Below are 20265 nucleotides of genomic sequence, written 5' to 3' on the forward strand. Positions count from 1 at the left end.
GGTGGGGGCCCTTAGTCATGTCCCGGCCCTTTTTTCCGGGGCTGTTCCGGGACCCTGCCCGCGACCCTTCCCGAACCCCTTTTCCGGGACCTGCCCGACACCCGTTCCAGGACCGTTCCGGGGCCTGCCCGCGACCCGTTTTGGGGTCTGCTGGGGGGCTCTCTTCAGGGCCCTTTCCGGAGCTTTCCTAACACCGTTTCGGGGTCTGCTCGGGGTCCTTTCCGGAGCCTTCCCAGCGGCCTCCGCCCCGGTGTGATCTCGCGCTTGGATTTCTTGGCCTGCAGAGTTTTATGTGACACGGGGTCCGCGTTGCACCAGCCTTTACAGCCCTGTCCGGGACCCGCCCGGAACGTCAGTAGGCTGGAGACGTGGACTATCGAGCGGTTGAACAAGCGATCATGCAGCGTGGCGTCGAGTGGAACTTCGAGCCCAGCCTCGACAGGATCGCCGCGCTCGTGGATCTGCTCGGCTCTCCGCAGCACTCCTATCCCGTGGTGCACGTGGCCGGTACGAACGGCAAGTCGAGTACGACCCGGATGATCGAAGCGCTCCTGCGTGAGCGCAACCTGCGGGTCGGCCGCTTCACCAGCCCTCACCTCGTTTCCATGCGCGAGCGCATCAGCGTGGACGGCGCCCCGCTCAGCGAGGAGCGCTTCGTCGAGGTGTACGAGGACATCGCGCCCTACCTGGAGATGGTGGACGCCCAGGGGCGGCGGCTCTCCTTCTTCGAGACCCTCACCGCGATGGCGTTCGCCGCCTTCGCCGACGCTCCGGTGGACGTCGCGGTCATCGAGACGGGAATGGGGGGCATCACCGACGCCACCAACGTCGCCGACGGTGCCGTGGCGGTCATCACGCCCATCTCCCTCGACCACGTCGACTACCTCGGGCCCGACGTCGAGACGATCGCCGGAGAGAAGGCCGGCATCATCAAACCCGGTGCGACCGCGGTGCTCGCGCAGCAGGAGCTTCCCGCGGCCTCGGTGCTGATGGGGCAGGCGGCCGAGACCGGTGCCACCGTGGCACGTGAGGGGCTGGAGTTCGGCGTGCTGAGCAGGGAGCTCGCCATCGGCGGGCAACTGCTCCGGCTCAAGGGGCTCAAGGGAACGTACGAGGACATCCTGCTTCCCCTGTACGGTGCCCACCAGGCGAGCAACGCCGCCTGCGCGCTGGCCGCGGTGGAGGCGCTGACCGGCGGGGACGAGCCTCTGGACGCGGAGCTGGTGCGGCAGGCGTTCCTGCAGGTGCGTTCGCCCGGCAGGCTCGAGGTGGTTCGCCGGGGGCCCACGGTGGTCGTCGACGCCGCGCACAACCCGGCGGGGATGCGGGCCAGCCTGGACGCCGTGCAGGAGTCCTTCGACTTCGCGAAGCTCATCGGCGTGGTGGCGGTGTTCGAGGACAAGGACGTCCAGGGCATCCTGGAGCTGCTGGAACCGATGATGGACGAGATCGTGGTGACCAGGAACTCCTCGCCGAGGTCCATGGACGTGGACGATCTCGCCGCGCTGGCCGAGGAGATCTTCGGTCTTGACCGGGTGTACCAGGTCGAGCGGCTGGACAGCGCGATCGACCGGGCGATCGGCCTGGTCGACGCCATGGGCGAGTTCAGCGGGGCGGGGGTGCTGATCACCGGGTCGGTGGTGACCGCCGGTGACGCACGGCTCCTGCTCAAGGCGGACGAAGCGCAGTGAGCGGCCGGGGCAGGGTGAGCGACGAGACGTGGTACCCGGGCAGAACGCGCCGAGTGGACACGACGCGGTGAAAGAACGAAACGCAGTGGGGCGGCACAGCAGGACGAGCCGGCCGGGTACGGCGGGTGGGACATGGCCGAGGCGACTCTGGAGGAGCGGAAAATGATCACGGTCACTCCGGGGATGAGGCGTCTCTGCGCCAGCGTGCTCGGTATGGAGGCGATAGTCGTTGGCCTGTTCACACCGGTCGCCATCAACACGCAGGGGATCGAACCGGCCGTCGCGGCCACCGTCGGCCTTGGCCTGGCGCTCCTTTGCGTGGTGGTGATAGGCCTGCTCAAGCGGCCTTTCGCCTATGTCGCGGGAAGCGTGATCCAGGTGCTCGCCATCGCGTCCGGCCTCATGGTCCCGACCATGTTCTTCCTCGGAGCGATCTTCGCCGCGCTGTGGATCACAGCGATATTCGTCGCTCGCCGTGTCGAGGGCGTGACTTCTCGCTAAAGTCGGCCAACATGGCCGTCCCTCCCATCCAACCGACTCGGGCGGTGTCCACCGGGCCCACGGGCCTGGTGCGCGCGCTCCGTGTCTCCCTGGTGCTCGACGTCGTCCTCGGGCTGCTCGTCGCGGTAGTGCTGCCGCTGGCGATCGTCGCCATCCCCAACACCATCTCGGTGGTCGCCGCCCTCCTGCCGCCGGACATCTCGCAGATAGCGATGATCAGGGCGCACGGGCTGGCGCTTCCCGCGATGGTCCTGACCGTGCCGGTGGCAGCGGTGGCCGTGCACCGGATGAGGGCGGCCCCGATGATGGTCGCGGGGCTGACCCTGCTCGCCTTCGCCGACGCGGCCGGCGGGTACGCCGGGTCCACGGCGCTGGTGGGGGTCCTGCGGGTCCTGCACGGGGTCGGTGCGGGCCTGCTGGTCCCGGCCACCTTGATGGCCGTGTGGGGGCGTTCGGTGCTCCTGAGGGCCGTGTGGGCGGCCGCGTTGACGGCGAGCCTCCTGGCCGCCCAGGCGCTCGCCCTGTGGCCCCTCGACCAGGTCGACTCCTGGCGGGTCACCCTCCAGCCGTACCCGATGCTCACCGGGGTCGCGCTCGTGCTCGCCGCGCTCTACCTGGTGCTGTGGCTGAAGGAGGGCGAGAGCGCCGGTCCCGTGCGGGTCGTCGCGGAACGCGGGCGCACGCTGTGGGTGGTGGTGCCCGCCGCGGGCGTCGCGGCCCTCGCCCTGGGCAGCACGTTCGACTGGTCGCCGAACCTGGTGATCCGCGCGGCGCTGGTATCCGTCGTCGTCCTGCTGGCCCTGGCCTCCTCCGGCGCCTCGAAGGGCGCCGTCGGCCGGGCGCCGGCCTACGTGATGGTCGCGGTCGGCGTCGTCGCCCTGCCGACCGCCGCCCAGATCACCTACGTCGAACTCGGCGGGCTGGGAGGTCCAGGCCTGTCCGGTCTGTGGCCGGCTTTCGCGATCGCCGCGCTGGTGGGCCTCCTGTCCGCCGCGCTGGCGAACCGGTTGAGTCACCCGGCCATGCCCATGGTCATTGCGGGCGGGCTCGTGGTGATGGTCGCGGGCCTGTGCGCCGTGCGGCTGTTTCTTCCCGCGCCGGGTGGGCTCCCGCTGATCCTCCCGTTCGCGCTGCTCGCGGGTGGTGCCTCGGTGGCGCTCACCGGCGCGCTGCGCTCCTGCGGCGAGGGGGCCGCGCTCCTGGCGCTGTCGTTGTTCTTCCCCGCGGTGCTCGTGGGCTTCCTGCTGGGCAGCGGTGTCCAGGTCACCCGCCTGGAGGAGGCCACGACCCCGCAGGCGCTGGTCGACGGTTTCGTGGACGCCCTGCATCTGTGGGCGCTGATCGGGGGCGGCCTGGTGCTCGTGGTGATCGTGCTCGGCGCCGTCCTGGCCCGCCTCCTGCCCGGCACCCCGGTGAGCACCTGGGATACGAGGGACGCGAGGGACGGGAGAGATGCGCGAGACACCCTGGCCGGTACGGCCGGCGCCTCCTCCGGCGCGGGTTCCGCCTCCGGGCTGGTGCCCTCCCCGGCGGGGGAGGTCGATCTCGCCGGCGGCGCGTGGCCGGCCGCGACGGCGTCAGGACCTCCCAAGCAGGCTGGACCCGCCAAGCGGACCGGGCAGACCGGCCAGTCCAAGCAGGCCGGGCAGAGCAGGCAGCCGGAACGGGACGGGCAGGTGAGACACGCGGTGGTGCGGCCGCGGTCCGAGGCCGCGGCCGGTCCACAGCCGCAGGTCCGCCCGGATCCCGAGGCCGGGCCCATGGCGGCGACCGAATCCATGAGCGGGTCCATGGCCGTCAGCGGGGGCGGGCACGGGGCGGGCAAGGGCGGCAGGCCCAGGCCCCGGCACGAGCCCGACCGCGTCCCCGAGCCCGAGCCGGAGACGGAGACCGAGCAGGAGAAGGTCGTCGCGCCGCCCGTGGTGGTGCCACCGCCCGCGCCCTCGCCCGAGGACGGCCCGGGGAACGGGCCCGTCCTCCAGTGACCTCGCCGACCACGGGGAATCGCGCGAAGGACGGTAAACTTCGCGCGATTACCGCAGTCCGCGACCCATACATGTTCAAAGGAGAACTTCAGTGTCCGAGCGCACCCTTGTCCTGATCAAGCCCGACGGTGTGGCACGTGGTCTCATCGGCGATGTGATCGCCCGCGTCGAGCGCAAGGGTCTGAAGGTCGTGGCGCTGGAGCTGCGCACCCTGGACGTCGACACCGCCAAGGCGCACTACGCCGAGCACTCCGAGCGGCCGTTCTTCGGCGAGCTGGTGGAGTTCATCACCTCCGGCCCGCTGGTCGCGCTGGTGCTCGAGGGGCCGCGCGCCATCGAGGCCTTCCGCGGTCTCGCCGGCCTCACCGACCCCGTCAAGTCCGCGCCCGGCACCATCCGCGGCGACCACGCCCTGGAGATCGGCGAGAACGTCGTCCACGGTTCCGACTCTCCCGAGTCCGCCGCAAGGGAGATCAAGATCTTCTTCCCGGATCGCTTCTGAACGCACGCTTTCGCCGCGTTTGCCGGGCCCCGCCGTCCTTGTGGACGGCGGGGCCCGGTGTATTCGGCCAACCCAAGATTTTGCTGCGGCAGGCCGCCTCATTGCGCTCAATGGTGGGTACGTCACGTTACGATTCGAGTGCGTTCCGTAGTTTTCGCCGACGACCTGACGGAAGGAGGCCGGCCTTCCTCATGGGCAGCAATCTTGCTTTTCTGGGCCGTGACATGGCGGTCGACCTCGGCACCGCGAACACCCTCGTGTACGTGCGAGGTCGCGGGATCGTGCTCAACGAGCCGTCCGTCGTAGCGATCAACACCGCGACGGGGAAGATCGTGGCTGTTGGTATCGAGGCCAAGCGGATGATAGGCCGCACTCCCGGCAACATCGTGGCCATCCGCCCGCTCAAGGACGGCGTCATCGCCGACTTCGACGTCACCGAGCGCATGCTGCGCTATTTCATCCAGCGGGTGCACAAGCGCCGCCACTTCGCCAAGCCGCGCATCATCATCGCCGTGCCGAGCGGGATCACCGGGGTCGAGCAGCGAGCGGTCAAGGAGGCCGGTTACCAGGCGGGGGCGCGCAGGGTCTACATCGTCGAGGAACCCATGGCCGCCGCGATCGGCGCCGGGCTCCCGGTGCACGAGCCCACCGGCAACATGGTGATCGACATAGGCGGTGGCACCACCGAGGTGGCGATCATCTCGATGGGTGGCGTGGTCACCAGCCAGTCGATCAGGGTGGGTGGCGACGAGATGGACCAGGCGATCATCGCCTTCGCCAAGAAGGAGCACTCGCTCATGCTCGGCGAGCGCACCGCCGAGGAGATCAAGATGGCCATCGGCTCCGCGTGCATGCTCCCCGAGGAGAGTCACGCCGAGATCCGGGGCCGCGACCTGGTCAGCGGCCTGCCCAAGACGATCGTGGTGTCGGCCGCGGAGATCCGCAAGGCCATCGAGGAGCCGTTGAACGTGATCGTCGACGCGGTCAAGACGACGCTCGACAAGTGCCCGCCCGAGCTTTCCGGAGACCTGATGGACCGCGGGATCGCCCTCACCGGGGGCGGGGCGCTCCTCAAGGGCATGGACGAGCGGCTGAAGGCCGAGACCGGCATGCCGATCCACCTCGTCGACAACGCCCTCGACTCCGTCGCGCTCGGCTCGGGCAAGTGCGTCGAGGACTTCGACGCCTTGCAGCAGGTCCTGGTTCCCGAGCCGCGGCACTGATGAAGGACACCCGCCGGGCACGGGTCAACCTGGGGTTGCTGCTGGCCGCCGCACTCGTGCTCGTGACCATCGACCATCGTTCGGTCACGGAGTCGCCGTTCGGTCCGCTCAGGACGGCCGGAACGACGCTGTTCGGCGCCGCGGAGAGCGCGGGGGCGGGGCTCGTGCGGCCGGTCGGCGAGTTCTTCGAGACGATGGCCGGGGCTCCCTCGGCGCGCGCTCGTATCGAGCGGCTGCGCGCGGAGAACCAGCGGCTCAGGCACGACCTGGCGGCACAGAGCCTCGATCGGGGGCGATCCCGGGAGCTTCGCAGGCTGCTCGGTGTCGCGGGGACCGGCGGATACCGGATCCTGCCCACCCAGGTGATCGCCCGGCGCGGCGCCCCCGGGTTCGAGGATGCCGTCGAACTCGACGTGGGACGCGCCGACGGGGTGCGCCCGGAGATGACCGTGCTGAACGCCGACGGCCTGGTCGGCAGGGTGGTCCAGGTGGGCCCGTCCACCTCGACGGTGGTCCTGCTCAGCGACCCCGCCTCGGCGGCCGGGGCCCGGCTGGAGGGCAGCAACGAGATCGGGGTGGTACACGGCGTGGGGGAGCACGGCCGCCTGGTCCGCTTCCGGCTGCTCGACTCGACCGCGCCGATCACCCCGGGCCACCGCATCGTAAGTTTCGGCTCCCAGCGTGGCGCGCCGTACGTGGCGGGGGTGCCGATCGGGGTGGTGGAGCGGGTGGAGGCCACGCCGGGTGAGCTGACCCGCATCGCGTACGCGCGGCCGTCCGCCGATCTCACCGCGCTGGACGTGGTCGGCGTGGTGGTACGGGCGCCGCACCGCGACCCGCGTGACGCGGTGCTCCCGCCCGGTCCGCGCGAGACGAAGGCCTCGACGCCGGAGCGGTCCACGCCACGCTCACCCGACTCCGGCCCGCGTGAGGCGGAGGCTCCTCGCGGCCGGCGAGAGGGGGCCTGACGGGATGGGCCGCAACGCGGCCTTCGTGCTGCTGCTCCTAGGGATCATGATCGTCCAGGTGACCGTCGTCAACAGGCTGCCGCTGCCCGGGCATGCCGCACCGGATCTGGTTCTGCTCGCCGTGGTGGGGTACGCGCTGGCGCGCGGGGCCGCCGCGGGGGCGGTCATGGGCTTCGCCGCCGGGCTCGTCAGCGACCTGCTGCCACCGGCGGCGCACCTGCTCGGGCACAACGCGCTCGTGCTCTGCCTCATGGGCTTCATGGCGGGACGCGCGGTGGAGAGCCGGCCGGGCGCGGAGCCCCTCGCGGCGATGGCCTGCGCGGTCGCCGGCCCCGTGGTCGCCCTGGTGACAGGCGCGCTGGTGGGGGATCCGCGGACCGGGGTCTCCATGCTGACGACGGTGTTGCCGCAGGCGATGGCCTACAACCTGCTCGCCGCGCCACCCGTGGTGTGGATGGTGCGAAGGCTCGTCCGAGGGCCGGAGTCGCGCCCCATCCGGGTGCCCCGGCACGTCATGCGGAGTCGCCTATGAGGCCTCGTACGCGGCCTCGTACGCCGTGGGGTCGCGGCGGGTCTCGCCGCGAGGGGAGCGGGAGGCCGGGCAGGTCGGGGGCCGGGGGTTTCGGCCGGGTGCGCGGGGAGGATGGGGCATGGGCCTGATGCGGGGGCGGCTGGTCGTGGTGCAGGTGCTGGTGGTGTCGATGCTGGCGCTGCTCGCCGTAAGGCTCTGGCAGGTGCAGGTGGTGCGCGGTACGGAGTACGTGAAGGCCGCGACCGAGACGCGCACGCGTGACGTCGTCGTTCCCGCGGTGCGCGGGCAGATCCTCGACGCGACGGGCCGTCCGCTGGTGCGCAACCGGACCACGCTGGTGGTCTCGGTCGACCGTACGCGCCTGAACCGGATGGCGGGCAACGGTGAGGAGGTGCTCCAGAGGCTGGCCGGCGTGCTCGGACGCCGTCCCACCGAGCTGCGGGAGCGGATCAGGGCGTGCGGCCCCGGGATCGCCCGTCCCTGCTGGCCGGGGTCCCCGTACCAGCCGATCCCCATCGACGTCGACGTCACCACGCGCGAGGCCCTGCAGATCCTGGAGCGGCAGGAGGAGTTCCCCGGGGTCACGGCCGAGGTGCAGGCGGTGCGGGAGTATCCGCGCAAGGGCGCGGGCGCGCAGGCGCTCGGCTACCTGCAGCCGATCACGCAGGAGGAGCTGGACAGGCGCGACGGGCTCAGGGCGGCGTTCTCCGGGGTCGACCTGATGGGCAGGGACGGCCTGGAGTCGGTCTACGACGTGCCGCTGCGGGGGACGCCGGGGATGCGGCGGGTGCAGGTCGACCGGCTCGGCAAGGTCATCGGGGTGGAGCGGCACGTGTCGCCGATCCCGGGCGACACGCTCATCACCAGCATCGACGCCAGGGTGCAGACCCTGGCCGAGAAGGCGCTGGCCGAGGCGATGAAGGGCGCGCCCAAGGCCGACGGGGCGGCGGCGGTGGTGCTGGACGCGAGGACCAGCCGGGTGATCGCGCTGGCCAGCGCGCCGACGTACGATCCGGCGGTCTGGAGCGGGGGCATCTCCGAGACGGAGTACCAGCGCCTGCTGTCCGGCAAGACCGGCAAGCCGCTGGTGTCGAGGGCGATCAAGGGCGAGTTCGCGCCCGGTTCGACGTTCAAGGTGTCGTCGGTGTCGGCGATGCTCAGGGACGGCTACCCGCTGCACGGCAAGTATGACTGCCCGGGGTCCTTCATGGTCGGCGACCGGCCGTTCAACAACTTCCGCGGCATCGGGCTGGGCGTTCTCAACCTGCACATGGCGCTGGTGAAGTCGTGCGACACGATCTTCTACCGGGCGGCGTACGAGCAGTGGTTGCGCGACGGCGGGCTCAATCCCAAGGGGAGGCCCAAGGAGCCGATGGCGAACATGGCGCGCGCCTACGGGTTCGGCCGCCCCACGGGCATCGATCTGCCGGGCGAGTCGCCGGGCAGGATCCCCGACCGGGCGTGGAAGAAGGCGCTCTGGGCGGTGACCAAGGAGGACAACTGCAGGCGGTCCAAGACCGGCTATCCGGAGGTGGCCAAGAGCAGTCCCAGCAGGGCCGCGTTCCTCAAGCGGCTGGCGTACGAGAACTGCCTGGAGGGATTCCAGTGGCGGCCGGGTGACGCCGCCAACTTCTCCATCGGGCAGGGCGACGTGCTGGTGACGCCGCTGCAGCTGGCGGCGGCCTACGCGGCGCTGGTCGGGGACGGCAAGCTGCGCAGCCCCAGGGTGGGCTGGGCACTGGTGCGTCCCGACGGCACCAAGGTCAAGGAGATCAAGGTGCCGGTGGTGGGCAAACTGCCGATCACGCGGGAGGAGCGGGCCTACATCAAGGGCGCGTTGAGCGAGGTCGCCTCCGACGGCACCGCGGCCGGGGCCTTCTCGGGGTTCCCCATGGACAAGGTCAAGATCGGTGGGAAGACCGGCACCGCCGAGGTCTACGGCAAGGCTGACACGTCCTGGTTCGCCTCGTTCGCCCCGACGGACAAGCCGCGGTTCGTGATCGTCGCCATGGTGTCCCAGGGCGGGATGGGCGGTCAGACCGCGGCTCCGGCGGTACGGAAGATCTACGAGGGCATCTACGGCTTCAAGCCTGACGGGAAGCCGTCCTCCTCGGTCCTGCCGGGCGGGCGCCCGGCGAGGGCGCTCCCGGTGATCGCCAAGGACGGGACGGTGTCGCGATGACGACCTCGATGACGCCTGTGCCTGTGCGGGAGGGAACATTCGCGCGGGCGTCCACGGGCGTGCCCGCCGCGGTGCCCGCCATGGTCTCCGCCGCGGTGTCCGCGGTGGGGCTCGCGGGGGCGCCGGTGGTGACGTCCGCCGGGGAGGCGGCGTGAACCGGGCGGCCGCGCCGCCGAGGGCGTCCCTGGCCGGCCGGACGGTGGCGGCCGCCTCCACGGTGGGCCGGATGGACGGGCTGATGCTGGTCGCCGTCGCCGCGCTGGCGGTGATCGGCACGATGCTGGTCTGGTCGTCGACCAGGACGTGGGCGGCCGGCTCCACGGGGCTGGTCAAGAAGCACATCCTCAACCTCGTCATCGGTGCCGTGCTGGCCGGTACGGCCGCGATGGTGGACCACAGGGCGCTGCGGGTCTTCGCGCCGCTGATCTACGGCGCGACGCTGGTCGGGCTGATCCTGGTGATCACGCCGCTCGGCAGCACCGTGAACGGCGCCCACTCGTGGATCATGCTGGGCGGCGGTTTCGCGTTCCAGCCGTCGGAGTTCGCCAAGCTCGGCCTGGTGCTGATGCTCGCCATGCTGCTGACCCAGCCCGTCAGGGGCACCGACCGGCCACGCGGGTTCGACGTCGTGATCGCGCTGGTGGTGTCCATGTTCACCATGGGCCTGGTGATGCTCCAGCCCGATCTGGGCACCACGATGGTCATCGGGGTGATTACCGCCGGCACGATCGTCGTGGCGGGGGTCCGCAAGCGCTGGATCGCCGGGCTCACCCTCAGCGTGGTCGGCGCGGGGGTGGCCGTGTGGTTCCTCGACGTCCTGGAGCCGTACCAGATCGCCCGGTTCACCGCGTTCCTCAACCCGGCCAGCGATCCTCGCGGCGTCGGCTACAACAGCACCCAGTCGCTGATCGCGATCGGGTCGGGGGAGGTGTTCGGCAAGGGGTTGTTCGGGGGTGGCCAGACCACCGGCCGTTTCGTGCCCGAGCAGCACACCGACTTCATCTTCACGGTGGCGGGGGAGGAGTTCGGTTTCCTCGGCTCGGTCACCGTGGTGGCGCTGCTCGGGGTGATCCTGGTGCGCGGGGTGCGGATCGCACGCGAGTGTGACGACCGGTTCGGCGCGCTGGTGGCCGGTTCGATCGTGTGCTGGCTGGCCTTCCAGTCGTTCGTCAACATCGGGATGACCATCGGGATCATGCCGATCACCGGCCTTCCCCTGCCGTTCGTCTCCTACGGCGGCACCGCCACCTTCGCCAATATGATCGCCTTCGGCCTGCTCCAGGCGATCCACATGCGCAGGCAGCCGCTCCGATGACCGTTTCCGCACCCGTGCCGCGTGCGGCGTTCGCACCGCCCGTGAGGAGCCGCGTCACCGGCCCGGCTCGCCGTGAGCGGGCGACGACCGCCTGTGGCACCCTCTCCAGGCGGATATTCTTGAAGGCATGTCTGTCGAGTCGCTGTTTCCCCGCCTGGAAGCGCTCCTGCCCAGGGTGCAGAAGCCGATCCAGTATGTCGGAGGTGAGCTCAACTCGACCGTCAAGGACTGGGACGAGGCCACGGTCCGCTGGGCGCTGATGTATCCGGACGCCTACGAGGTCGGGCTGCCCAACCAGGGCGTCCAGATTCTCTACGAGATCCTCAACGAGCTGCCGGAGACGCTGGCCGAGCGGACCTACGCGGTCTGGCCCGACCTCGAGGCGCTCATGCGCTCCGAGGGCGTGCCCCAGTTCACGGTCGACGCGCACCGGCCCGTACGGGCGTTCGACGTGCTCGGGCTCTCCTTCTCGACCGAGCTCGGCTACACCAACATGCTGACCGCGCTGGATCTGGCGGGCATCCCGCTGGAGGCGGCCGACCGGGGCGAGGACGACCCGATCGTGCTGGCCGGCGGTCACGCGGCGTTCAACCCCGAGCCGATCGCAGACTTCCTCGACGCCGCCGTGCTGGGCGACGGGGAGCAGATCGCCATCGCGATCACCGAGGTCATCCGCGAGTGGAAGGCCGAGGGCAGGCCCGGCGGGCGCGACGGGCTGCTGATGCGGCTGGCCGAGTCCGGCGGGGTCTACGTGCCGAAGTTCTACGACGTCGACTACCACGCCGACGGCCGGATCCAGCGCGTCGCGCCCAACAGGTCGGGCGTGCCGTGGCGGATCCACAAGCACACCGTGATGGACCTGGACGAGTGGCCCTACCCCAAGAAGCCGCTGGTCCCGCTGGCCGAGACCGTGCACGAGCGGTTCAGCGTGGAGATCTTCCGCGGGTGCACCCGGGGGTGCCGGTTCTGCCAGGCCGGCATGATCACCCGTCCGGTGCGGGAGCGCTCGATCACCACGATCGGCGACATGGTCGAGGCGGGCGTCAAGGCGTCCGGTTTCAACGAGGTCGGCCTGTTGTCGCTCTCCTCGGCCGACCACTCCGAGATCGGCGAGGTCGCCAAGGGGCTGGCCGACCGCTACGAGGGCACCAACACCTCCCTGTCGCTGCCCTCGACCCGGGTCGACGCCTTCAACATCGACCTGGCCAACGAGTTCTCCCGCAACGGTCGCCGCTCGGGCCTGACGTTCGCTCCCGAGGGCGGTTCCGAGCGGATGCGCAAGGTGATCAACAAGATGGTCACCGAGGAAGACCTGATCAGGACGGTCACCACCGCGTACACCCAGGGCTGGCGGCAGGTGAAGCTCTACTTCATGTGCGGCCTGCCCACCGAGGAGGACGCCGACGTCCAGGGCATCGCCGACCTGGCCAAGAAGGTCATCAAGGCGGGCCGCGAGGCCACCGGGTCGCGCGACGTCCGCTGCACGGTCTCCATCGGCGGTTTCGTTCCCAAGCCGCACACCCCGTTCCAGTGGGCCGGCCAGGCCGACCACGAGACGGTCGACCGCAGGCTCAAGGCCTTGAAGGACGCCCTGCGCGGCGACCGGGACTACGGACGTGCCATCGGCCTTCGCTACCACGACGGCAAGCCCTCGATCGTGGAGGGCCTGCTCTCCCGGGGAGACCGCCGGGTCGGGAAGGTCATCCGTGAGGTGTGGGCGGGGGGCGGCCGGTTCGACGGCTGGAGCGAGCACTTCTCCTACCAGCGCTGGATGGACGCCGCCGCCGAGGTCGGCGTCGACGTCGACTGGTACACCACGCGCGAGCGCGAGGAGAACGAGGTCCTGCCCTGGGACCATCTGGACGCCGGTCTCGACCGCGAGTGGCTCTGGCAGGACTGGCAGGACGCGGTCAACGACGTCGAGGTCGAGGACTGCCGCTGGACCCCGTGTTACGACTGCGGCGTCTGCCCCACGATGGGGACCGAGATCCAGATCGGGCCCACCGGGAAGAAGCTGCTGCCACTGACGGTTGTCTGAGGTGGGCGGTGCGTGAGCACCGCCCCCGAAACGACGACCACGACTTGGGAAGGACGACACCACCCTGAAACCCGCTCCCGACGGGCCGCCGCCCGCGCCCGTGGTGCAGCGCCTGCGCGTGCGCTACGCCAAGCGCGGCCGCCTGCGCTTCACCAGTCACCGCGACATCACCAGGGCCCTCGAACGGGCGGTCCGGAGAGCCGACGTCCCGGTGGCGTTCAGCGCGGGCTTCTCGCCCCACCCGAAGATCTCCTACGTGGGAGCGGCCGCCCCCACCGGGGTCGCCAGCGAGGCCGAATACTTCGAGATCAGCGTGACGCGCGAGTGTGACCCCGAGCGGCTGCGAGCCGCCCTGGACGCCTCGCTGCCGCCCGGTCTCGACGTGCTCGACGTCGTCGAGGCGGGCTCCGCGAGCCTGGCCGACCAGATGGAGTGCTCGGCGTGGGAGCTGCGGCTGCCAGGAGCCGATCTCGCCCTCGCCGGGGCCGCGGCCGAGAAATTCGTCGCCACGGACCACATCGAGGTCGAACGCCTTACGAAGAAGGGGATGCGACGCTTCGACGCACGTGAAGCGGTGCTGAGCCTCGGGGTATTTGAGAGAACTGAGACAACAGCAGGTCAGGCGTCCAGTCAGCCATGTGTCATACTTCGCATGGTTGTACGGCACGAAACTCCTGCCGTTCGACCCGACGACGTTCTCACTGGACTGCGTCTTGTGGCTGACTTCGCGCCGCCGGTGCCCCCCGAGGTGACCAGGCTGGCGCAGGGCCCGCTGGACGTTCACACCGGTGAGCCCGCCGATCCGTTCGGCCTGGACCGCGACATCACGCGCGGCGGCGAAGCGGAACCGGTGGGCAGGCACGTCGGCGGCGACATATAGGACTTGGCGCCGGGCCCCAGGCCTGGCGGACAGTGAGAGACGAGAGCTCCCGCGCGGCGCGGAGACGCGCCCGGGAGCTGAACGGGAGAGCGCCCGCATGCTCGACAACGAGCCCATCGCCGGGGTGAACACCCCTGGCGGGGATACGACAACAGAAGACACCCGGCCACCGGCGACCCGCCGCAGGGCGGCGAGCCGGCCCGCCGGACCTCCGCCGGAGGAGCCGGAGCCGGCACCCGCGGTCACGGCCCCACCCGCGCAGACCGCGCCTTCCGCGCCGCCCGCGGCCCCCGCACCCGCGGCGGAGCCACCGGCCGAGGCGCCGGAGCCCGCGGTGGCGGCCCCCAAGCGTGCCAGCAGGCGCAAGACGGCCGTGGCGGACGGCACGACCACCACCACACGGCGTAGCCGTGCGAAGAAGTCGCCGGCCGAGCCGGTCGCCGAGCCCGTCGAGCCCGCCGAGGCGGGGCCCGCGCCGGTCGCGGAGACGACGGCGCCCGCGGCGCCCGCGGTGACGCCGCCCGCCGTGCCGGACCCCTTCGCCGTCCCCCAGCCTTTCGCCGAGGCCGAGACCGGAGCCGAGCCCGCGCCCCAGGAGGCGCCCGCCGCTCCCGCCAAGCGCACCCGTACGCGCAAGAAGGCCGCCCCGCGCGAGGCGCCGCAGGCCGAGCGGAGCGTCCCCGACGTGTCCCCGGCCGACGCGGAGGAGGCGGAGGAGGTCGAGGCGGAGCTGCTGCTCGACCTGCCCGCCGACGAGCCGCTCGACGACGAGCCCGCGGGCGAGGACATCGTCGAGGAGCGGTCCGTCCTGTTCGCCGACCCCTTCGGGCTGGCCGGCCAGGAACGTTCCGAGGTTCCCTCGGTGACCTTCCAGGCGCCCGCCGCGGTGTTCCAGCCGCTGTTCCAGGCCCCCGACCCGCAGCGGGCCGCTCAGCCCGCCACGCGGCCCGCGCCGGTCCAGCCCGCCGAGCCGGAGCCCGAGCCCGCCGAGCCGAACGCCGACAGGGCCGAGAAGGTCGACAGGGCCGAGAAGGTCGACAGGGCCGAGAAGGCCGAGCTCGCCGAGGAGATCGAGGACGACGACTCCGACGGCGACGACGACGGCAGCGGCCGCCGGCGGCGGCGCCGCAGGGGCGGCCGGGGCCGCGGCAAGGCGCGCGACCTCGACGAGTCCGAGGAGACCGAGGCAGAGCAGGACGACGAGGAGCGGTCAGAGGCCGAGCAGGACGACGACTCGGAGAGCGGCAGCTCGCGCCGGCGTCGTCGCAGGCGGCGCAGGGGCACCGACGAGCCCGGCGACGTCCCGGACGACCCGCCGAACACGGTGGTGCGCATCCGCGCGCCCCGCGCCGGGCGCAGCACCTCGGTGGACGAGGTGCAGAGCGTGCGCGGCTCGACCCGCCTGGAGGCCAAGAAGCAGCGCCGCCGCGAGGGCCGCGAGCTCGGCCGCAGGCGTCCGCCGATCATCACCGAGTCGGAGTTCCTGGCCCGCAGGGAGTCCGTCGAGCGCATGATGGTGGTCCGCCGCACCGGTGGGCGCACCCAGATCGCGGTGCTGGAGGACGGTGTCCTCGTCGAGCACTACGTCAACCGCGAGGCGAGCCAGTCGTACGTGGGCAACGTCTACCTCGGCAAGGTGCAGAACGTCCTGCCGAGCATGGAGGCGGCGTTCGTTGACATCGGCAAGGGCCGCAACGCGGTCCTGTACGCCGGCGAGGTGAACTTCGACACCGCCGGGCTGGAAGGACAGCCCAAGCGGATCGAGGTGGCGCTGAAGTCGGGCCAGTCGGTGCTGGTGCAGGTCACCAAGGACCCGATGGGCCACAAGGGCGCCCGCCTGACGAGCCAGATCAGCCTGCCGGGACGTTACCTGGTCTACGTGCCCGACGGCTCGATGACCGGCATCAGCCGCAAGCTCCCCGACAAGGAGCGCACCCGCCTCAAGAGCATCCTGAAGAAGGTCATGCCGGAGAACGCGGGGGTCATCGTCCGTACGGCCGCCGAGGGCGCGTCGGAGGACGAGCTGGCCCGCGACGTGGCCCGGCTGTCGGCGCAGTGGGAGAACATCCAGCGCAAGGCCAAGTCGGCGAGCGCGCCCGAGTTGCTCTCCTCCGAGCCCGACCTCACCGTCCGGGTGGTCCGCGACGTCTTCAACGAGGACTTCGCCTCGCTGGTCGTCGCGGGCGACGTGTGGGAGACGGTCGACGAGTACGTCCGCTACGTCGCCCCGCACCTGGCCGACCGCCTCAGCAGGTGGGAGGAGGGCGGCGACGTCTTCGCCGCGTACCGGATCGACGAGCAGATCGCCAAGGCGATGGAGCGCAAGGTCTGGCTGCCCAGCGGCGGCTCGCTGGTGATCGACAGGACCGAGGCCATGACCGTGGTCGACGTCAACACCGGCAAGTTCACCGGCCAGGGCGGCAACCTCGAGGAGACCGTCACCCGCAACAACCTGGAGGCGGCCGAGGAGATCGTCCGCCAGCTCAGGTTGCGCGACATCGGCGGCATCATCGTCATCGACTTCATCGACATGGTGCTGGAGAACAACCGGGACCTGGTGCTGCGGCGGCTGCTGGAGTGCCTGGCCCGCGACCGTACCAAGCACCAGGTGGCCGAGGTGACCTCCCTGGGCCTGGTCCAGATGACGCGCAAGCGGGTCGGCCAGGGCCTCCTGGAGGCCTTCTCGACCGTCTGTGAGTGCTGCAACGGCCGTGGCCTGCACGTCTCGTCCGAACCGGTCGAGGGCAAGCCCGAGCCGCGCGGCACCCAGGGCAAGATGGCCGTGGAGAAGGCCGTCGCGGAGAAGCTCGGCAAGGACGGTAACCACGCGGTGGCGGCCGGTGACCCCTCAGGCCGTGATACGGTGACCGATGCGCTTGACGGAGTCCAGCACGAGGACGGTCAGGCAGCACAGGCTTCTGGCCGGGGGCGGAGACGTTCCCGCAAGGCCAGGCCGGCCGATTAGACCCCGTCCCGCACAGGGACGGGGCCGAAGACCGGCACCCCCGACGTTCCGCCCGGTTCGACCAGGACACCGTCAATCCGGTACCCTGGTGAACCGGTGCGCTCATGGCGCGCCCTGTTCGCGCGCCTACCCGGTACGTCATCAATGACCACAGCCGGATGCGGGGCGCAGCATCCAGCGAGCAAGCAGTCAGAAGAAGGGTTCCGCGGTGTACGCGATCGTTCGTTGCGGCGGCAGGCAGCAGAAGGTCTCCGTCGGTGACGTCCTTGAAGTGGACAAGGTCGCCGGCGAGGTCGGTTCCACGGTTTCGCTGCCGACGGTCCTCGTCGTCAACGACGGCGACGTGACCACCGAGGCGGGCAAGTTCACGGTTGCCGCCGAGATTCTCGGTGAGACCAAGGGTCCGAAGATCCGGATTCTGAAGTACAAGAACAAGTCGGGGTACAAGAAGCGCCAGGGTCACCGCCAGCGGTACACCCAGGTGAAGATCACCGGCATCGACCAGGCCTGAGTTTCGGGAGTTTTGCGAGATGGCACACAAGAAGGGCGCGTCGTCCACTCGGAACGGCCGCGACTCCAACGCCCAGCGGCTCGGTGTGAAGCGCTTCGGCGGTCAGCTGGTCAACGCCGGCGAGATCATCGTTCGTCAGCGCGGCACCCACTTCCACCCCGGCGACAACGTCGGCCGTGGAAGTGACGACACGCTGTTCGCGCTGGCCGCGGGCCACGTTCTGTTCGGTGTCAAGCGCGGGCGCCGCGCGGTGAGCATCGTCCCGGTCGCGGAGTAGATTCGCGCCGACAGACGTTACGGCAGGGGTGGATCGCATTCATGCGGTCCACCCCTGTTCGTGTTTTCAGCAGAAGTTCCCGTAGATAGAGGTAGGAAAGTAGACATGCCGGACTTTGTGGACCAGGTGGTCCTGCACATCAAGGCCGGTGACGGGGGAAACGGCTGCGCCTCTGTCCATCGGGAGAAGTTCAAGCCGCTGGGGGGCCCCGACGGGGGCAACGGTGGCCGGGGCGGTGACGTGATCCTGGAGGTCGACGCCAACACGGCGACCCTCCTGGAGTATCACCGCCGCCCGCACCGCAAGGCCGACAACGGCAAGCAGGGGCAGGGCGCCAACCGCGACGGCGCCAACGGCGGCGACATCATCATCCCGGTGCCCGACGGCACCGTGGTCAAGAACGCCGACACCGGCGAGGTCCTGATCGACCTGATCGGCGCGGGTACCCGCTACGTGATCGCCGAGGGCGGGCACGGCGGGCTCGGCAACGCCGCCCTGGCCTCCGCCAAGCGCAAGGCCCCCGGTTTCGCGCTGCTCGGCGAGCCCGGTGACGAGGTCGACGTCATGCTGGAGATGAAGAGCGTCGCCGACGTGGCGCTCGTCGGCTTCCCCAGCGCGGGCAAGTCCTCCCTGATCGCCGCGCTCTCCGCCGCCCGCCCGAAGATCGCCGACTACCCGTTCACCACCCTGGTCCCCAACCTCGGGGTGGTCACCGCGGGCGAGACCATCTTCACCGTCGCCGACGTGCCCGGCCTGATCCCCGGCGCCTCGCAGGGCAAGGGTCTGGGGCACGAGTTCCTGCGTCACGTCGAGCGCTGCAACACGCTCGTGCACGTGATCGACTGCGCCACGATGGAGCCGGGCCGCGACCCGATCAGCGACTACGAGGCCATCGAGGCCGAGCTGGCGGCGTACGGCAAGCTGGAGGACCGGCCGCGCCTGGCGGTGCTCAACAAGTCCGACGTGCCCGACGCCCGCGAGCTGTCCGACATCGTGCGGCCGATGCTCGAGGAGCGGGGCCTGCGGGTCTTCACGATTTCCGCGGCCACCCACGACGGGCTCAAGGAGCTGACCTACGCCATGGGCGAGATGGTCGCCGCCGCCAGGGCCGCCGCTCCCGTCCTGGAGCCGACCCGCCTGGTCATCAGGCCCAAGCAGCACGGCGACGCGGGATTCGCCGTCCGCAGGGTCGACGAGCGCACCTTCCAGGTCACCGGCGTCAAGCCGGAGCGGTGGATCCGCCAGACCGACTTCACCAACGACGAGGCCGTGGGCTACCTGGCGGACCGCCTGGAGCGGCTCGGTGTCGAGGAGGAGCTCACCAAGGCCGGTGCGAAGGCCGGGGCCGAGGTGATCATCGGTTCCATGGAGAGCGGCTACATCTTCGACTGGCAGCCGACGCTCAACGCGGAGGCCGTGCGCCAGGGGCCGCGCGGCTCTGACAACCGGCTCGGTTAGCGGGATCGTCCCGGCGGTGCCGCTCCCGGCCCCGCCTGTCCGGGCGGTTCGGATAGCCTGATCTTCCAAGTGATCATCTTCGAGAGGTGCGTGTCGTGGACTCTGCGCGCGAACGGATCCGTACGGCTTCACGCCTCGTCGTGAAGGTGGGTTCGTCCTCGCTCACCACCCCGCAGGGAATGATCGACGTCGACCGGGTGGACGCCCTGGTCGACGTGCTGGGCGCCCGGCGGAAGGCGGGCACCCAGATCGTGTTGGTCTCCTCCGGTGCGATCGCGGCGGGGCTCGGCCCGCTGGGCCTGCCCGCCAGGCCGCGCGACCTCGCCACCCAGCAGGCCGCCGCCTCGGTCGGCCAGGGCGTGCTGGTGGCCCGCTACACCTCCTCCTTCGCCCGGTACGGCCTGCGGGTCGGCCAGGTGCTGCTCACCGCCGACGACATGATGCGCCGCTCGCACCACGTCAACGCCGAGCGCACGCTGGCCCGGCTGCTGGAGCTGGGCATCGTCCCGGTGGTCAACGAGAACGACACCGTGGCCACCGACGAGATCCGCTTCGGCGACAACGACCGGCTCGCCGCGCTGGTCGCCCACCTGACCCGGGCCGACGCGCTGGTGCTGCTGTCGGACGTGGACGCCCTCTACGACGGCGATCCCCGCCGTCCCGGTGCCCGCAGGCTCGCCGAGATACGCGGGCCGGAAGACCTCGTCGGGGTCGAGCTCGGAAAGGGCGGCGCGGTCGGCACCGGAGGCATGATCACCAAGGTCCAGGCCGCCAAGATCGCCACAGGGGCGGGCGTGCCCGTGGTGCTGACCGCCGCCGCGCACGCCGCCCAGGCCCTCGCGGGAACCGACGTCGGCACCTACTTCCACCCCGGCGGGCGCCACCCGGGCACCCGCCTGCTCTGGCTGGCCCACGCCACCACCGGCCGCGGCCGTCTCCACCTGGACTCCGGCGCCGTCGAGGCGGTGGTGAGCCGCCGCAAGTCGCTGCTTCCGGCCGGGGTCACCTCCGTCGAGGGCGAGTTCGCGGCGGGCGATCCGGTGGACCTGTGCGGGCCGTTCGGCCGGGTGGTCGCGCGCGGCCTGGTCAACTTCGACGCGGGGGAGATTCCCGAGCTGCTGGGACGCTCCACCCGGGAGCTGGCCGCCACCCTGGGGCCCGAGTACGAGCGAGAGCTGATCCACCGCGACGACATCGTCATACTGGAATCCCACAACTAGTTCTTTTGGAGCGCGAG

General features: G+C 70.8%; 17 protein-coding genes. All 17 read left to right on the plus strand.

The window, feature by feature from the left end:
* The first annotated feature begins 398 nt into the window (after window positions 1–398).
* The 17 genes from ACTOQ2_RS22115 to proB all read left to right on the plus strand — a co-directional run bounded on the left by ACTOQ2_RS22115 (window position 399) and on the right by proB (window position 20248).
* Window positions 399–1691 carry a bifunctional folylpolyglutamate synthase/dihydrofolate synthase gene (locus tag ACTOQ2_RS22115; protein WP_440102082.1) on the plus strand — a complete coding sequence of 431 codons (1293 nt, stop codon included), beginning with the start codon at window positions 399–401 and terminating at the stop codon, window positions 1689–1691.
* Window positions 1692–1853: 162 nt separating this feature from the next.
* Entirely contained in the window at window positions 1854–2192 is a 339-nt protein-coding gene (locus ACTOQ2_RS22120; RefSeq protein ID WP_362847994.1) for a DUF4233 domain-containing protein, read from the plus strand.
* An 11-nt stretch (window positions 2193–2203) separates the two neighbouring features.
* Complete coding sequence (locus ACTOQ2_RS22125; protein ID WP_440101817.1) at window positions 2204–4177, plus strand: hypothetical protein; 1974 nt, start codon at window positions 2204–2206, stop codon at window positions 4175–4177.
* Between the two features lie 91 nt (window positions 4178–4268).
* Window positions 4269–4679 (plus strand): nucleoside-diphosphate kinase, encoded by a 411-nt coding sequence (gene ndk, locus ACTOQ2_RS22130; RefSeq protein ID WP_362869443.1) that lies wholly within the window; start codon window positions 4269–4271, stop codon window positions 4677–4679.
* A gap of 191 nt (window positions 4680–4870) precedes the next feature.
* Window positions 4871–5902 carry a rod shape-determining protein gene (locus ACTOQ2_RS22135; RefSeq protein WP_436764047.1) on the plus strand — a complete coding sequence of 344 codons (1032 nt, stop codon included), beginning with the start codon at window positions 4871–4873 and terminating at the stop codon, window positions 5900–5902.
* Window positions 5902–6870 carry a rod shape-determining protein MreC gene (gene mreC / locus ACTOQ2_RS22140; protein ID WP_440072388.1) on the plus strand — a complete coding sequence of 323 codons (969 nt, stop codon included), beginning with the start codon at window positions 5902–5904 and terminating at the stop codon, window positions 6868–6870. Before ACTOQ2_RS22135 ends, mreC begins: the two co-directional genes overlap by 1 nt.
* Window positions 6871–6874: 4 nt before the next feature.
* Window positions 6875–7402: a rod shape-determining protein MreD gene (gene mreD / locus ACTOQ2_RS22145; protein ID WP_440101819.1), complete on the plus strand. Its 528-nt coding sequence runs from the start codon at window positions 6875–6877 to the stop codon at window positions 7400–7402.
* 118 nt (window positions 7403–7520) lie between these two features.
* Window positions 7521–9584, plus strand: coding sequence for a penicillin-binding protein 2 (gene mrdA / locus ACTOQ2_RS22150; RefSeq protein ID WP_440101820.1), 2064 nt, complete (start codon window positions 7521–7523; stop codon window positions 9582–9584).
* 8 nt (window positions 9585–9592) lie between these two features.
* Window positions 9593–9739, plus strand: a complete 147-nt coding sequence (locus ACTOQ2_RS22155) for a hypothetical protein (protein ID WP_440101821.1) — start codon at window positions 9593–9595, stop codon at window positions 9737–9739.
* Entirely contained in the window at window positions 9736–10899 is a 1164-nt protein-coding gene (gene rodA, locus ACTOQ2_RS22160; RefSeq protein ID WP_440101822.1) for a rod shape-determining protein RodA, read from the plus strand. Before ACTOQ2_RS22155 ends, rodA begins: the two co-directional genes overlap by 4 nt.
* Before the next feature lie 127 nt (window positions 10900–11026).
* On the plus strand, window positions 11027–12937 hold the full coding sequence (locus ACTOQ2_RS22165) for a TIGR03960 family B12-binding radical SAM protein (protein WP_440072392.1): 1911 nt from the start codon (window positions 11027–11029) through the stop codon (window positions 12935–12937).
* A gap of 100 nt (window positions 12938–13037) precedes the next feature.
* Window positions 13038–13817 carry a TIGR03936 family radical SAM-associated protein gene (locus tag ACTOQ2_RS22170; protein ID WP_362847973.1) on the plus strand — a complete coding sequence of 260 codons (780 nt, stop codon included), beginning with the start codon at window positions 13038–13040 and terminating at the stop codon, window positions 13815–13817.
* Window positions 13818–13914: 97 nt separating this feature from the next.
* Window positions 13915–16782, plus strand: coding sequence for an Rne/Rng family ribonuclease (locus ACTOQ2_RS22175; RefSeq protein WP_440101824.1), 2868 nt, complete (start codon window positions 13915–13917; stop codon window positions 16780–16782).
* A 208-nt stretch (window positions 16783–16990) separates the two neighbouring features.
* Window positions 16991–17293 carry a 50S ribosomal protein L21 gene (gene rplU, locus ACTOQ2_RS22180; RefSeq protein ID WP_030924785.1) on the plus strand — a complete coding sequence of 101 codons (303 nt, stop codon included), beginning with the start codon at window positions 16991–16993 and terminating at the stop codon, window positions 17291–17293.
* 19 nt (window positions 17294–17312) lie between these two features.
* A complete protein-coding gene (gene rpmA / locus ACTOQ2_RS22185; RefSeq protein ID WP_030924780.1) occupies window positions 17313–17570 on the plus strand; it encodes a 50S ribosomal protein L27 in 258 nt (85 codons plus the stop codon).
* A 105-nt stretch (window positions 17571–17675) separates the two neighbouring features.
* Window positions 17676–19028, plus strand: a complete 1353-nt coding sequence (gene obgE / locus ACTOQ2_RS22190; RefSeq protein WP_440089249.1) for a GTPase ObgE — start codon at window positions 17676–17678, stop codon at window positions 19026–19028.
* A gap of 95 nt (window positions 19029–19123) precedes the next feature.
* Window positions 19124–20248, plus strand: coding sequence for a glutamate 5-kinase (gene proB / locus ACTOQ2_RS22195; protein WP_440101825.1), 1125 nt, complete (start codon window positions 19124–19126; stop codon window positions 20246–20248).
* Window positions 20249–20265 lie beyond the last annotated feature (17 nt).

This window comes from Streptosporangium sp. H16 (assembly GCF_051918855.1).
Classification (GTDB): Bacteria; Actinomycetota; Actinomycetes; order Streptosporangiales; family Streptosporangiaceae; genus Streptosporangium.